Source organism: Brevibacillus dissolubilis, assembly GCF_006170445.1.
Lineage (GTDB): Bacteria > Bacillota > Bacilli > Brevibacillales > Brevibacillaceae > Brevibacillus_B > Brevibacillus_B dissolubilis.
The window spans coordinates 266,989-281,507 of the sequence record NZ_VCNA01000001.1; the positions used below are offsets into that span (position 1 = coordinate 266,989).

At 50.4% G+C, this 14,519-nt stretch carries 11 protein-coding genes; 3 read left to right on the plus strand and 8 right to left on the minus strand.

Going from position 1 to position 14,519, the window contains the following annotated elements; all coding sequences use genetic code 11:
* Window positions 1-27: 27 nt before the first annotated feature.
* From FGI41_RS00560 to FGI41_RS00580, 5 genes are all read right to left on the minus strand, one after another.
* Window positions 28-1,977: an AMP-binding protein gene (locus FGI41_RS00560; RefSeq protein ID WP_139487963.1), complete on the minus strand. Its 1,950-nt coding sequence runs from the start codon at window positions 1,975-1,977 to the stop codon at window positions 28-30.
* 134 nt (window positions 1,978-2,111) lie between these two features.
* Window positions 2,112-2,522, minus strand: coding sequence for a hypothetical protein (locus FGI41_RS00565; RefSeq protein WP_139487964.1), 411 nt, complete (start codon window positions 2,520-2,522; stop codon window positions 2,112-2,114).
* Between the two features lie 155 nt (window positions 2,523-2,677).
* Entirely contained in the window at window positions 2,678-3,550 is an 873-nt protein-coding gene (locus FGI41_RS00570; protein WP_176560051.1) for a GNAT family N-acetyltransferase, read from the minus strand.
* A gap of 77 nt (window positions 3,551-3,627) precedes the next feature.
* A complete protein-coding gene (locus tag FGI41_RS00575) occupies window positions 3,628-5,745 on the minus strand; it encodes an Ig-like domain-containing protein (protein WP_139487966.1) in 2,118 nt (705 codons plus the stop codon).
* A 118-nt stretch (window positions 5,746-5,863) separates the two neighbouring features.
* On the minus strand, window positions 5,864-8,635 hold the full coding sequence (locus FGI41_RS00580) for an adenylate/guanylate cyclase domain-containing protein (protein WP_139487967.1): 2,772 nt from the start codon (window positions 8,633-8,635) through the stop codon (window positions 5,864-5,866).
* A 76-nt stretch (window positions 8,636-8,711) separates the two neighbouring features.
* Here FGI41_RS00580 and FGI41_RS00585 point away from each other — a divergent pair, with 76 nt between their 5' ends.
* Both FGI41_RS00585 and FGI41_RS00590 read left to right on the plus strand, forming a co-directional pair.
* The gene (locus tag FGI41_RS00585; protein WP_139487968.1) at window positions 8,712-9,098 is read left to right on the plus strand and encodes a DUF4280 domain-containing protein; all 387 of its coding nucleotides are present in this window, start codon (window positions 8,712-8,714) and stop codon (window positions 9,096-9,098) included.
* Window positions 9,099-9,229: 131 nt separating this feature from the next.
* Window positions 9,230-10,858 carry an MORN repeat-containing protein gene (locus tag FGI41_RS00590; protein WP_139487969.1) on the plus strand — a complete coding sequence of 543 codons (1,629 nt, stop codon included), beginning with the start codon at window positions 9,230-9,232 and terminating at the stop codon, window positions 10,856-10,858.
* 84 nt (window positions 10,859-10,942) lie between these two features.
* On the opposite strand, the gene FGI41_RS00595 is transcribed toward FGI41_RS00590, so the two are convergent.
* The 3 genes from FGI41_RS00595 to FGI41_RS00605 form a co-directional block, all read right to left on the minus strand.
* Window positions 10,943-11,653, minus strand: a complete 711-nt coding sequence (locus tag FGI41_RS00595; RefSeq protein ID WP_139487970.1) for a B3/B4 domain-containing protein — start codon at window positions 11,651-11,653, stop codon at window positions 10,943-10,945.
* A 29-nt stretch (window positions 11,654-11,682) separates the two neighbouring features.
* Window positions 11,683-12,321 (minus strand): LysE family translocator, encoded by a 639-nt coding sequence (locus FGI41_RS00600; RefSeq protein ID WP_139487971.1) that lies wholly within the window; start codon window positions 12,319-12,321, stop codon window positions 11,683-11,685.
* Between the two features lie 70 nt (window positions 12,322-12,391).
* Window positions 12,392-13,009, minus strand: coding sequence for an FMN-binding negative transcriptional regulator (locus tag FGI41_RS00605; protein ID WP_139488321.1), 618 nt, complete (start codon window positions 13,007-13,009; stop codon window positions 12,392-12,394).
* A gap of 122 nt (window positions 13,010-13,131) precedes the next feature.
* Here FGI41_RS00605 and pdxR point away from each other — a divergent pair, with 122 nt between their 5' ends.
* A complete protein-coding gene (pdxR, locus tag FGI41_RS00610; protein ID WP_139487972.1) occupies window positions 13,132-14,511 on the plus strand; it encodes a MocR-like pyridoxine biosynthesis transcription factor PdxR in 1,380 nt (459 codons plus the stop codon).
* Window positions 14,512-14,519: the final 8 nt, after the last annotated feature.

Genomic DNA, 14,519 nt, shown 5'->3' on the forward strand with positions numbered 1-14,519 from the left:
TGCAACTATTACAGCTGCGTGTCTCTTTTACCGTACCCGTGTCGGCAACAGATTCAGCGCATCCGGATTCATCAGACTCGACATATCCCCCAGCGCCTCTCCGAGAAACTTCTGCTTGATCAATCGGCGCATGATCTTCTGTGTACGGGTCTTCGGTAAATCTTTGACCAGATGCACTTCTCCCGGCTCATACGGCTTACCAAGCATAGCGGTGATGTGCTTTTGCACGTCTGTTTGCAGCTCTTCTGGAGTGGCTGTCGTACCTGGAAGCGGGACGGCAAACACGATAATCTCCTCGCCTTTGATCGGATGCGGCACACCGATGACGGCTGATTCCAGGACAGCTGGGTGCTGGGCCACGACGTCTTCGATCTCTCCCGGCCCTGTACGGCGGCCTGATACCTTGATCACATCGTCAGCGCGGCCCAGATGGAACCAATACCCGTCTTCATCTACCATCACCATGTCGCCTTGCCACCACATATGTTCATTCAGCGTAAAATAGGTGTCAAGATAGCGCTGGCGGTTTTTCCAGAAGCCACGCGTCTGTGCCGGCTGTGGAACGGTGAAGACGAGATAACCCGGTTGGCCTGCAGGTACAGGCTGTCCGGCATCGTCTACCACTTGGGCGCCGACGGCTGGAGTACGTCCGAGACAGGTGGCTTTCTGCGGATGCATCATTGTCGAGGATAGGATTTCGGCGAATACCTCTGTGCCTCCGCTTCCGTTGATGATCGGGGCTTGACCGTCGCGCCAGCTGAGATACCATTCCCATGTTTCCTTGTCGATCGGCTCACCGGTATGACCTAAGATCCGCAGATGGCTGAGGTCAGCTTTTTTGCGGAACGGTTCGGCATAGGTCTTCAGCAGACGAAGCGCGGTCGCCGGAGCACCGAAGATGGAGACTTGGTATTTATCCAGGATCTCATAGAGTCTGCCTGGACTCGGGTGCATCGGGCTGCCTTCATAGATCAGGTACGGTGCGGCTACTGTATGTGCGGAGAACAGCGGCAGCTGGCCCATCATCCATCCGAAATCGGTAATCATAAAAAAGCGGTCATCTGGATGCGTATCGTAGATGAACATCCCCACCTCAGCCGTCTTTATGGCGATGCCTCCATGGACGTGGACGATTCCTTTGGGATTGCCAGTCGTGCCGGATGAGTAGCTGACCATGCAGACCTCTTCCGCATCTGTCTGTACGGTGGCGAATTGATCAGATGCAGTGCTTACGACCTCACTCCACCGATAGTCACGTCCCGCTTGATATACCGCTCCCTGCTGCAGACGCTCGGCGACGACCACCTTTTCGACCGTTGTACAGAGGTGCATGGCTTGATCCAGCATATGCTTGAGTGGAATCGTCTGTCCGCCTCGGAAAGATCCGTCAGCGGTAACGACTGCTTTGGCTTCTACATCGTTGAGGCGCACAGCGACCGCTTCAGGACCGAAGCCCGAGAACAGCGGTACCGCAACCGCCCCCATTTTATAAATCCCATACAAAGCAATCACCGTCTCCGCGATCATCGGCATATAGATGGCGACCCGGTCTCCCCTCGTGATGCCCAGCTCTGTGAGCGCATTGGCAAAACGGTTGGTCTCCGCGTACAGCTCAGCAAAGGTATAGCGGCTCGACACACCGTCCTCACCTTCCCACAACAAGGCCGGGCGGTCAGCCGTGTCTGGATTCAACGCCCATTTGTCCAAGAAGTTGTGGACGAGATTGATCTTGCCGTCGACGAACCACTTCGGCCATGGCATGCCTTCCGACAGATCCACAATCTGCGTATAAGGCTGGTAAAATTCAAGCCCGGCGAACTGGATGAACGAGTGCCAGAACCAGTCCAGCTCCGTCTCCGAACGGGTCAAAAGCGTCTCATAGTCAGCGATCCCATGTGTATCCATAAAACGCTTCAGATTGCTTGCAGCGAGATGTTCTTGCGTGGGTTCCCATGCGATTTGGCGGTTAGACGTCATGATTTAGCCCCTTTGTGTGTTTTTTATTAATTTTCGAATTTTTGTCACACAAAGTCAATATTTGGTTGGGCGAAACTTGCCATGGCGGGACGCAAAGATATCACACCTATAAAAAAGATACGAGTTCGCGTGATTTACGGACGTTTGACGAACGCTTCTTCGATAAAGTCGATGATCTCATCCAGCCGTCTCACTTTTTCAAGATCGATCCAAGCCTCCCGGTTATAGCGGGCCATGCTGCTTGGTGATCTGTGCCGTGCGACGCCTTTTTGAATCATCTGATCTTGTATGATGTGGCCGAACTTTTGACCATCACGTTCAAAATTGTTTTTGCAATACGAAAGCTTCAGGCACATATTGTGAATGTCCAGCTTGGCGAAAAAGCCTGTTCTGCCCTTTCGTTGATAGGCAATCCCTTGTCTGGTGGCTGGATTGTATTCCTCCATAAACTCGCCATACACTTCTTCGATGTGTTCGTGGATAAGTCTGGCCATTCTACGTTCATTGGGAGGAAAAGCGGCGACGACCTCATCAATTTTGGACATGGTAGAATCTCTCCTTTTCAGGGGAAAAATTGGAATCTATGAACCTCTCATTTTACTTTAGCACAAATGACAGCAGATTTCGTAATCAATTTGGAAATCTATATGAAAATACAAAAAAACGCCCGCAATTGACGCAGGCGTTGTTGGGTGTTCGGTTACAACAGCTTTTCCATGCGGTAGACGCTTTTCGTGTCTTGTACCGCTGTGTGGCAGTGGCTTTCGATGAAGTGAATCATCGGTTTGTTCTGCTCCTCTACCACTACGATACCGTATGGGAACACATGGTCTCGGGAGGTACGTTGCAAAAACTCGGCAAGCAGGCTGATTCCCCGTCCCATTCGCTGAAACGGTCTTTTGACGTACAAGATCTTGAGCAGTGCGGTATCGTGGGACTTCGGCTGGATGATGAGCCAGCCTGCTATTTTGCCCAGATGGCGCAGCCCCAGACTATAGCGAGGGTCGATCATCTCCTCGTCGGGAAAAGGAGACAGGTCGGCCGGGTACCAGACATTCTCCCCCTGTCTGATCTCCTCCCTCTCCTCTCTCGTCAACTCCGCCCACGAAAATACCTCAAAGGAATCAGGAAAGCGGTTGTGCTTGACCCATGGCTGTTCGTATAAGAGCCGCAGCTCGCCAGACCAGACGTGGAGGGACGGCTCTGGGGGATTCCACCCCACTGCCTCGTAGAGTGAGGCGTGGGCATGGAGCTCCCGTGCCGTGGTCAAGCATTCATAGACAATCCGCTCGGCGCCTCGTTTTTGGGACTCTTCTGTGAGCTGTGAGAGCAGCAAAGTGCCGATTTTACGGGGGTCAGAACTAATGTTCGTATTCGCTAGATGATGCAGGACAACCGCCCGCAGGCTCTCCATATGATGCGCCAGTGCGATCCCAGCCACTTGGTTCCCCTGTTCGGCTCCTATTACCATCCACTGATGGGGCGAATGGACGATGGCGTTTTGGAGATGGGATGGGATCAGCGGCTGATAGAGCGCCCGTTTTTCATCAGGAATCAGCGAGATGGTGAGCAAGAGGACGGCCTCCTTTTGGGCGGAACGGGAAAACGGTAGAAGTCTACCCGTCCACCGATTTTTCATGGTTGTAATGATTAGTAAGAACTCAGGGTGATCGTTTTCGTAGCACTAAGCGGATTTTTGGCAAAATCAGTTGGGCCGTTGACGACCGCTTTGAAGGTGGCCCCTGTCGGGATCGGATAGGCGGTCATCATACCAGGTGTAAACGTCAATGTGATTTTATTCTGGTCAAAAGCGACCGTGTAATCCACATTGCTTGTAAATAGATGGGCATCATTGAACGTACCGTCTTGGGAAGCGTACAGCTCTACGTATGGCGGTGTGCTCTGCGGGGTTGGGAGCGGCTCTGAGAACGGAAGCGTCAGGGTGTGATTGGCATAGCTGACCGTTCCGACTGTAGGATCGGTCTCGTCGAGAATCGTTGGGATCACTTCTTCATCGGCCACCTGACCATTGATTATCAGCTGGGAGCTAAGTACAAAATGGGAGCTCTCGGTCATGCTGGTCTGCGGATCGAGCAACAGACCAAATGAGTTGGTCCCGATCGTAGCCAGTGATGGATCGTTCACGGACAGATTGATGGTGCCGACCGGTTGGACGTTGGACGGATTGAGTACCTGCATCGAACCAGTGCCTCCGTTATAAGAAAGGAGCTGCATCTGATTGTCATCCCGGACAACCTGAATGAAGTTCCCGAGGCTTCTTTTATTGTAGTTATACGTAGGGGAAAAATCTGAGCTCGGCAGTGTAATTGCATCTTGTTGGTCTGCATATTCGGTATTGATATAGAGAGACGTACCTGTCGGCTGGATATGATAGGTTGATGTGATCAGCGTAAAGGAAACGGTCGTACTGTTGCCAGACTGATCGGTTGCCGTCAGGACGTACGCACCGGAATCGGAGAGGGTGTCACCCAACGCAAAGGCTACAGGTGAGCCGTTTTTGGTCAGGGTGACAGTCTGAATGTCGGTGTCTGCGCTGACTGGCGTCACAGGCTGGTCACGGAGCGAGTCGCCATTGGCTACGCCGGTGATGACTGGTGCCGTCGTGTCAGCTGGCGGTTGCGGCGGTGTTGGTGGAGTCGGTGGCGCCGGAGGCTGTGGTGGTTCCGGCTGCGGTGTGTGGAAACGAATTGAAATCGCATCCGTACTCAATTCACTCTCAGAAGGGCCGTTTTTGGTGATGACTTTGCCTGCTTTGACGAACAGACGCAGGTCATCGCGGCTCTCTGTTGATTCGTGCTTCACTGCTCTGCCGTAGAAGCTGACGAGAAGCTGGTCATCCCCTTGTTTCTCTGTGTGCATGGTCAATCCTTCTGGGACATGTTGCATGTAGACATCGCCTGCGGCCAGATCGCTTGCGAACGTAGCGTTTTTCAAGTGGACAAGGATCGGATTCTCGATTACCCCGTCTGTCGTGGCGGATTCGCTGAAGAGATTGGAGCCAAGCTCCAGGCTCGCTTCGAGATCACGTTTGTCGTTGACGGTGATTTCAAAAGTGGCTTTTTTGCCTGAGACGCTTGCCGTGATGACGGCTGTGCCTGCCTTTTTGGCGGTAACGATGCCGCTCGCGTTGACCGAGGCGACGGCAGGGTTGGATGATTTCCAGCTGATTCGGCTGACTTGAACCAGATGTCCTGCTTTATCGGTAGCCACGGCTTGCAGGGCCAGTGATTGGTCTGTTTCGTCACCGTATGTAAGCGATGCGTCTTGGGACAGATTGATGATGTCGACCTTCTCTACCTTGGTGTTCTTGGGAGCAAGTGTGAAGGAATCCTCATAGGTGCTGCCATCGTAGGACAGTTGGAATTTGACATTGACTTCTGAACTTTTTGGCAAAAGAGGCTGGAATTTGACCAAAGCGGTTTGGGTGTCCGCGTAATAGGTGACTGATGTGATCCGTCTCGTGGTGAGTTTTTCTTCGTTGCCGATCTGGACGGTTAGGGCGAAGTCTTTTTTCGTCGGAGGAGTAGTAGGTGCTGTTGGCAGGTGCAGGACGAGGGTACCGTTTGCTGATACGAGCAATTCTTTCTGCGTCTCGGTCGTGCTTGGGGTGACTGCTGTCTGGTCTAAGCTGTCATAAGTGCGGGTCTGTGCCGAAGCAGTCGGGAACGGGATTGTGGTCAATAGCACTGCCGTAGAAAGCAAAGCACCAGAAACCATTCGCTTGGTTGCGTGTGGTCGATTCTTCATGAGATACCTCCGTAGAAACTTTTCATTGTATTTAAAATGCAGTAGTAAAATATACCTAATTCTACGCGATTAGATGCATGCACATCAACATGTTTTTCATAAATGATCTCCTCCCCGCTTACCAGGTCAGCGTTCCCTTCCACTCGGCGTCCACCCCTGTCTGGAAATATTCATCACAGACGTAGAAATAAAGCTGGGCCGCTTTGTCATCCTCGTTGTGCTTGAGTACGCGCAAAAACGCTTCGCGGGCATCGGTAAAACGGCCTTCCTGATACAGCATGATTCCGTTTTCGAACAGGCCGCGTGTCTCTTCCTTGCGCTTACGCAACGGCTCAGGGTCCCCCTGATAGATGTCATAGAGCTTAAGGCCGTCCGGCAGACCATCGATGTGGACCGATCCAAGCTGACGGTAGCGGACATCCTCTGGCCGCTCCAGCGTACGGAACAGGCTTTCGGTGATCAGGATCGAGGCACCGAGCGGGACGGTCAGGCTCTGGAGCACAGAGGTGAGGTTGACATCGTCGGAGATGACGCTCTCCTCCAGTCGGTCTTTGGTCCCGATGATCCCCATCATGATCGGGCCACGGTGCAGACCGATGCTGATATCGATGGGTTTTGACGGCTGTTCGCGATGATGCTCCTGCTCTTGGCCTTGATTTTGTTCTTGGTTTTGATTGTAGGCGATGAGCTGCTCACGCAGATGGATCGCAGCTTGCAGTGCCTGATCAGAGCCATGGGCAAACAGACTGACAATCCCGCCGTCTCCATACTCCAGTACGATCCCCTGATGATTCGTGATCGACGGGCTAAAATGCTGCAGGAATCGGTTGAAAAAGGCGAAGTTCTCCTCCGGCGTCATGCTTTTGGAGAGATGATAGAACGAGCGAATATAGCAGATGAGAATATTCATTTCTTGCTTCGTATGATCGCCCAACTGGAGGTCTTTGATATTTTCTTTTCCTAAAAAGGTGAAAAATTGCTGGGGCACGAAGCGGAAGCTGGCATCCTTCATCTCTTCGATGTCCATGATGGACCGCTGGATTTTGCCTGACATGTCATTAAATCGGCGACCCAGCTCAGCCAGCTCGTCGCGGGTATTAATCTGCACAGTGACACCCAGCTCGCCGTCTGCCATCCGGTTGACTGTAGTGAGCAGCCCGTTGACCGCTTTTTTCACTGTATAGGTCGTGATGAAGAACCCAATCAGCGTGACCAGTGAGATCAGGATGATTTCCCGCAGCATGTTTTGCGAGAGGTCTCTGACCTGCTGGTAGAACTGGTTGGCGTGCTTGCCCACTTCATAGATGCCCATCAGCTTGCCGTTGGTGTCGGTGATCGGATACAGGGCGTACATCCACATGCCTTCTTCGGGGGTTCCTTGCATGCCTGTGTAGATTTCGCCGTTATCGAGTGCCTCCCACTCTTCTGCCGACATCGTCACCGGATCGAAGGGATGGTATTGTTCGTCCTCCTCGATGATCACGTAGGCAGTTCGGCCGATGACCTTGTAGACCGAGTTGTAAAAGCCCTGCCCCTCATAGTCGATCTGTACGGTGTCACTTTTCAGCTTGAAAACACGGGCCAGATGCCGCTCCATCGCCTGATAGCCCGTACCTGCGTAATCATAGGGCGAGGAGATGGAATCTAGCTGCTCGGCTTCGACGGTATTGTCGACACTGTTGGCGATCAGGGCGAGCTGGCGGTGCACCTCGTCTTTGAGGTTTTTGAAAAAATCAGCCTCTACTTGGCTGTACAGATACAGCATCGCCCCTGCCATCAGCGGGACGAAGATCATCAGCTGCTTGATCATCAGTGACAGACGTTTTTGGAGGGTATGAAGATAGAATGTGCGGAAGGCATACACGATCAACACCACTTCGACGAATGCAAGCAGGCACATGCCCCAGCGGATCAGCATGAAGCTGAGTGGATAGGTATAGCTGGTCACTTCTTGGACGGTCTGGCCGTGGCTGTCGGTGCGGATGAGCTTGTCATGGAGGACGAGGGTTGTGGTGCGGTCGTCATGGAGGTGGAATTGGCGGAGGGTGGTCTGATTGATACCAGGCAGGACGAACGGCTCGACGCGCTCAGGTGCGGCGGGGGCGAGACGGTAGATCTGCTGGTTGCGCGGGTTCTGAAAATACAGGTGGCCGTAGGTGTCCAGCGTGAGTTGACGCGGTACATACGAATCAAAAATCGAGATGATCTCAGACTGGCCTTGCGCGGTGACGCGGTACAGCTGGCCCTTTTTGGTCGCGTACAAGATTTCGCCCGGCGGCAAGCCTGTGACTTCGGTGATGTAGGTATCGGCAGGAAGGGTTGTGTCGAGGACGGTGGAGAGCTTATTGTCGGAGGGATTCCACTTGTGGAGGGTAAGCGTGCTGTCATCTGCTTGGTAAAAATAGAGCACATCGTCGTGGACAATCAGCTGGCGGATGGTTCCGAGTTGGATCATGCGTTCGGTGACGGGAAAGGCGGGCAGGCTTACGTCCAGTTCCCCTGTGGGGGTATAGCGGCTGATCTGGAGGGATTGTACGGAGAGGTCATAGTAGCTGAGCGCGGTGGTCAGCGTGTAGAGATATCCACGGGAGTCGACGGCGAGATCGGTAAAATTATACCGGGACTGTCCCGTATCCGGCTGCTGGAAGATTCGGTAAACGACACGCTGCCGGGCGTCCAGCTTGAGGATCATTTCCCTGCCCCCGGACTCATCGCTTGTGGTCATCAGGTACGTATGGCCAGATGAATCTGTCACCGCCTGTGTGACATGCGCCAATGGCTCTTGTGCCGACAACAGATGGCCAAAATGATCCCGCTCCGCGTACAGGAACCAGCCCAATAGTCCCGCGGCCATAAAAAGGACGGCTGGAAAAATCCATTTTTTTATCATCTTCGCATTTCTCCTTCATTTACTATAATGAGGTGCTTTTCCCAAAAATAAATCCCCTCATAAGGAGGTTACGCAGATGGGCCTATGTGTATGTACAGGCGCTTCGATGACCTGTTCGTTCGGAGCCGCTCCCAGTACGCTCAATGTCCTGCCGACCAACCGTGTCGTGACATCGACTCCCTTGGCGAATATTATGGACAACATCCCGATCGTCAACATCCCCCCTTTTGGCATGTGCAACACCCCGTCTAATCCGATGGTAGCGGCTGCTACAGCGGCGGCGCAAGGGGTTTTGACACCACAGCCCTGTATTCCGGTGACAGTCGCTCCCTGGGTCCCCGGTTCCCCGCAGGTTCTGATCGGCAATATGCCCGCACTCAACAATGATTCCAAGCTGATGTGCAGCTACGGCGGGGTCATCCAATTCAGCGCCCCCGGTCAGGGAACGATCCAAGTACCGTAGAGTTCGCCAGACTCGCGGCGGATTCGAGTATGTGTGCGGCGGGATTCACGTACGTGTAATGATCGGGGCCGTCTTTACCAGTCTTTTCCAATGGATTCCGATACCAAAACGAAAGGAGCTGTGAAACTCCGTTGTTCGCCAAGCTGTTCGCGATTATGCTGCCCGCTCCAGACTCTCTCAAACAATATGTCAGCATCGGAGACTACTATGTAGCCAAGCGGCTGATTGTTTTCATCGTGATCGTGCTGCTGCTTCTCCTCTATCTGATCATCTGGACTCCTCTTTTTTTATGCAGTCTCTTAGGTCTGGAAGCGACGATCTATGAAAAACCGGGCGTGACCATCGACTATACGGGACGCGCCTACGTATATGACACCAACGACAAGCTGATCTATCGCGGTACGCTTGCTGAAGGTCTCTATGACGGACAAGGCAAGCTCTATGATGAACATGGCAAGCTCCACTACCAAGGCCAGTTCGCCAAAGGAAAAATCGAGGGGCAAGGCGAGCTGTACGACGGACAAGGCAAGCTCGTCTACCAGGGGCTGTTCGTCGCGGGTGTCTACTCCGGTGCTGGCACGGTCTATGCGGTTCAAGGGCCACAGCTGACAGGCACTTTTGTCAACGGACTCCTGATGGGTGACGGCGTCGAGTTCTATCCCAATGGAAAAGTAAAGTACGCCGGTGCGTTCGTCGACGGCTCGTATCAAGGTGCTGGCAAGCTGTTCGATGATACGGGGGCGCTGATGTATGAAGGCGCGTTTGTCAAAGGAAAACGCTCCGGCGAAGGTACCGAGCTGTTTCCCGCTGGAGCCGTCAAGTACAAGGGTCAGTTTTCGCTGGATCAGTACAGTGGTACAGGTACGCTGATGCGCCAGGATGGGTCCAAAATCTATGCCGGTGCTTTTCTCAACGGGCAGTATAACGGCGTGGGACAAGAATTTGACGAGCTGGGCAAGGTGGTGTATGACGGAGAGTTCGTCAATGGGAAATATGACGGAGTTGGAAGTCTGCTGGATGCAGAAGGAGTTGTGACTTATAAAGGTTATTTCCGCGAGGGTCAGGAGTATTATGAGGGATTCATCGGACTGACGCCGAAGAAGCTGGAAGAATTGATTGGCAAGCCTTCAGATGCGAGCCAAGATCCGGCGGTGGCGTCGGGTAGCGCCGGGTCTGGGGATGGTGGAGGTGCAAATGCAAGTGCTGCCTCTCCTGATTCAACCGCTTCGAATGCCCCTACAGCTCCTGCGTCTGCCAATTCTACCGTGACTGAATCAGTTTATTCGGGTCAATCTGGATCGCCTAACCCTACTCCACAATCCGGAACAACCGCTACCCAACCAGAATCAGCCGCTCTCGCTCTATCTGCGAACCTACCGATGTCGAGCACTCCACTCCCATCTGACAACCCACTTCCACCCGCTGCCGTCCTCTCCTACAACGACTTCCGTCTCTCCTTCCTCACCTATCCATCCAAGAAAAACCCCAAGGAGACCTATGTCGGCACCGTCCGCATCTGGGATCAAAAAGCGGCCAACCGTCTGCTGGATTCGCTAAAGCAAGCCGACGATCAAGATCTCAAGGAAGGCTCCGGCGGGCAGGTGACCGCATTTGACAAGCAGGTGGATGATCAGACATACATGGTGATTTATCAGAAGGATGGGTTCGTCTACTCGTTCTATTATGTGAATCTGGATAAAAAGCTGACGTATGTGGAGATCTGGTCGAAGGTTGATCCAGAGACAGAGGCCGCGAAGTAAACCTACTGGAACAGAACGATAGACGTCTCATTTCAAGAGAAAAGGACTTACTCCCAAAAGCGGAATAAGTCCTTTTACGTTTTTTCACTTGGTGAATGTCATTTCCCTATGATGAATATCTAACACTTCCATCTTCACGGTTCCACCAAGATGCTGTGACACTACATCAGACAATTCTTTCAGCGCCATATGAAACTCATCGCTTCTTGTTTCATCTATTAATTCAATACAGAGGAATGCATTTTTCGTATGTTCTGTGAGCATCGTCCTCTTCGCTTCACGCCAATTCCAGCATCTGCATATGGCACCCTCATCATCTTTATAGACAATTTCACCTTCATATGGCGGAGCATTTTCATCATTTCCCAATGGGATAAACGGTTCGTTACCATTGGCCAGCGTGAGCCGAATATCGCCTGCAAACGTGTCGATATCTTCTCCACCACACGGAAGCCCATAACGCAACGAAATGGAATTATAGATGTCAACAAGCGGGTTGATTGTTCCGATCTGATTGCCATTCTTCACTCTTTTTAATAAAGCTTCAATGGAACACCTTGCACCCTTCTTTGTCTTGAATTTCTGAAAAGCTTCACGCCAAACGGATATGACGGGATTACTGCTGAATTCCTCCAGACTGAGGAATTTATGTGCTTCTTTCTCTGCCTCTTGAAGCAGCTTCTCGTAGATTTCGATGTCCCTGATTGAATTATCGATCCCCTGGCAAATAACGATGCCTATTTTGGCATGAGGGAATAACGACCAAAAATCATCTTCAATGATAAATCCAGGCATGATATATCTCTCCGTTTCCTTTTCCTTCTTTATGTTTTGGAGGGGCTCGCAAAGGCGGCGAATATCCCTAGAACGATATATAAATAACCAGTGATCCGATTCTGTAGCTTCGAACTCACATGACTGCCCAGAATCCGCTTTCGCATACTTGCTGCAAGAACTGCATACAGACCATCACTAATAAAAGCCATAATAATAAATATAGCTCCTAAAAGCAAAAATTGTATGGTGACGGATCCAGCAGAAGGCGATATGAATTGCGGAAAGAAGGCTAAAAAAAAGAGGGCTGTCTTCGGATTCATGACTTCTACGAGCGCTGATTCGTAAAAAATTGTTGCTAATTTTTTGCGAGGGGCTGTTGGAATTTCTGAAGCCGAACTGTCAGATGCAGAAAATAAAGTCTTGCACCCCAGATAGATCAGATAAGCAGCTCCCAAGTATTTAATGAGATGAAAGGCTGTTGCTGATGTCATCAGGATCGCAGAAACTCCAATGGCTCCGGCTAAAACGTGAACAGAACCACCCAGAGATACACCGAGAACGGATACCAGGCCCGCTTTCTTGCCTTGATCTATACTTCTGGCCATGATATAGAGCACAGCTGGTCCAGGTATGATTAACAATGCAGCAGCAGCCATTACAAATAGCCAAATCGTTGAAAACTCCATAGGATGCAACTCCTTGTTGTATGTTTGCCCATGATGGTATTGCGCTCCTCCTTGATTGGTGAAAGCAGGGTTACCCCTTATTGTTAAGGTTTGCTTTCATCAAGGAGGCCATCTGCTGCTCGTTGGTCAATGAAATCTGTTCCAACTGTTTTATTACGAGCTCTTGTCTGTGTAAGGAATGGTTTTGACTTACCTTTGCTTTTCCTTCGATCCGATTGATTTTTATTTTGAATCCTTGAACGCCTTTGTTCATACCCGCGAGAAATGCAGCATCTACATCCTGCAATCGGTAAGAACTGTCAGGAGCCTCATATTTCAATACCATATCATTCAAGGAACTCATCAACTCGTGTTCATCTTCGATTAGCTCAACTTCTCCGTATACATGAACGGCCACATAATTCCACGTCGGTACTGCTTTATTGGTCTCATACCAAGAGGGAGAGATATAACAATGAGGACCATGAAAAACTGCTAAGACTGTCTGATTTTGAATATCCTTCCACTGCGGGTTCGGACGGGCAAAATGACCGTACAAACAGGTTTTCTCCTTATTCAACGTCAGAGGTAAATGGGTAGCGAAGGGCACTCCATTATGAATGGAAAACAAGGTTGCAAAACTGTTCTCCTGGATGACATCGTAGGCAGCGGTAGCTTCTTTCATCGTAAAATGCTCTGGAATATACATGTAAAATCTCTCCAATCCTTTTTTTGGCATGTAACAGAAATCCTTTACACGTATGATACAATTCAAACTGACATTAAAAAAGGTACAATACTGAACAAATACACATGTCAGAGGGATTCCAAATGAAAACTACCATTTTTACCTTCCATGATCACTCTCCTAAATACAAACAAATCTACGAGAGATTTAAATCATTTATTGAGCAAGGCGACATACTGGCGAATGAAAAATTGCCCTCCATCCGTCAACTTGGAGATTCCTTACAGGTAAGCCGTAATACAGCGTTAATGGCCTATGAACAGCTTGTTGCTGAAGGATATATTCGTGGAGAGGGCCGCAAAGGTTATTTTGTAAATGAGGTTGAGCCCCTACTATCTCAGGAGGCATTCCTCTCTCCTCATAACAAGCAAACAGAGTCACAGAAACCTCCAGTCGTTCATTTCAGAGCAGATGCCGTTGATCAAACACATTTCCCGCTGAAAATGTGGAGGAGAATGGCGAATCAAGTATTAACCTTACCGGATAGCTTTCGATATGGAGAACCATTTGGGGAAGCATGCCTGCGCGAACAAATCTCCACCTATTTATTCCAATCACGCGGAGTGAAAACAGATGCAAATGCTATTATCATCGGAAGCAGTACCCAACAAATGCTTGTATACCTTGGGCATATCCTAAAGGATGAGTTCCAGAGTATGATCGTGGAAGACCCTGGTTACAACGGTGCCAGAGAAGCTTTTCAGTTCCATCATTTTCGGTTTGAAACGTTGCCGGTTGATGAAACAGGTGTTGATCTTTCCCAATTAGAACAAATGAAATCACGATTAATCTATGTAACCCCTTCTCATCAAAGTCCAATTGGGGTAAGCATGTCGATTCAGCAACGGCAAATGCTTATTCATTGGGTTAACAAGATGCGTGGATATATTATCGAAGACGATTATGATAGTGAATTTCGTTATACACAAAAACCATTTCCTGCTCTCGCCTCCATAGATTCAGCAAGGGTCATTTATGTAGGGAATTTCTCCAAATCATTTCTTCCGGGGATCCGTTTATCTTATATGGTGCTGCCAGAGGCCATTTTACATCGTTATCAAACGCAATTTGCTCATTTTGAGAGCTCCACTTCGCTTTTGAGCCAACTCACCATGGCAACCTTTATGGAATCAGGAGAATGGAATCGCCACGTGAAACGAATGCGTCTCGTTTATAAGAGAAAAATGCTGCACCTGGTTTCTGAATGTAAAAAGCAATTTGGCCACACTATTTCTATGATCGGCGAGCAGTCTGGTTTGTACTTATTAATCAAAGTGCACCTGAACCACTCAGAAGAATGGCTTATCCAACGCGCTTCTTCTTATGGTGTAAAAGTGTATCCGACCTCCCCCTACTTTATTAACAATAAGACCGATACCCCAATCATTAAACTTGGATTTAGTCATCTTTCTTGTGAGGAAATAGAGCTTGGTGTCAGGCTTTTAAAAGAGGCATGGCTTTGAATCCACAG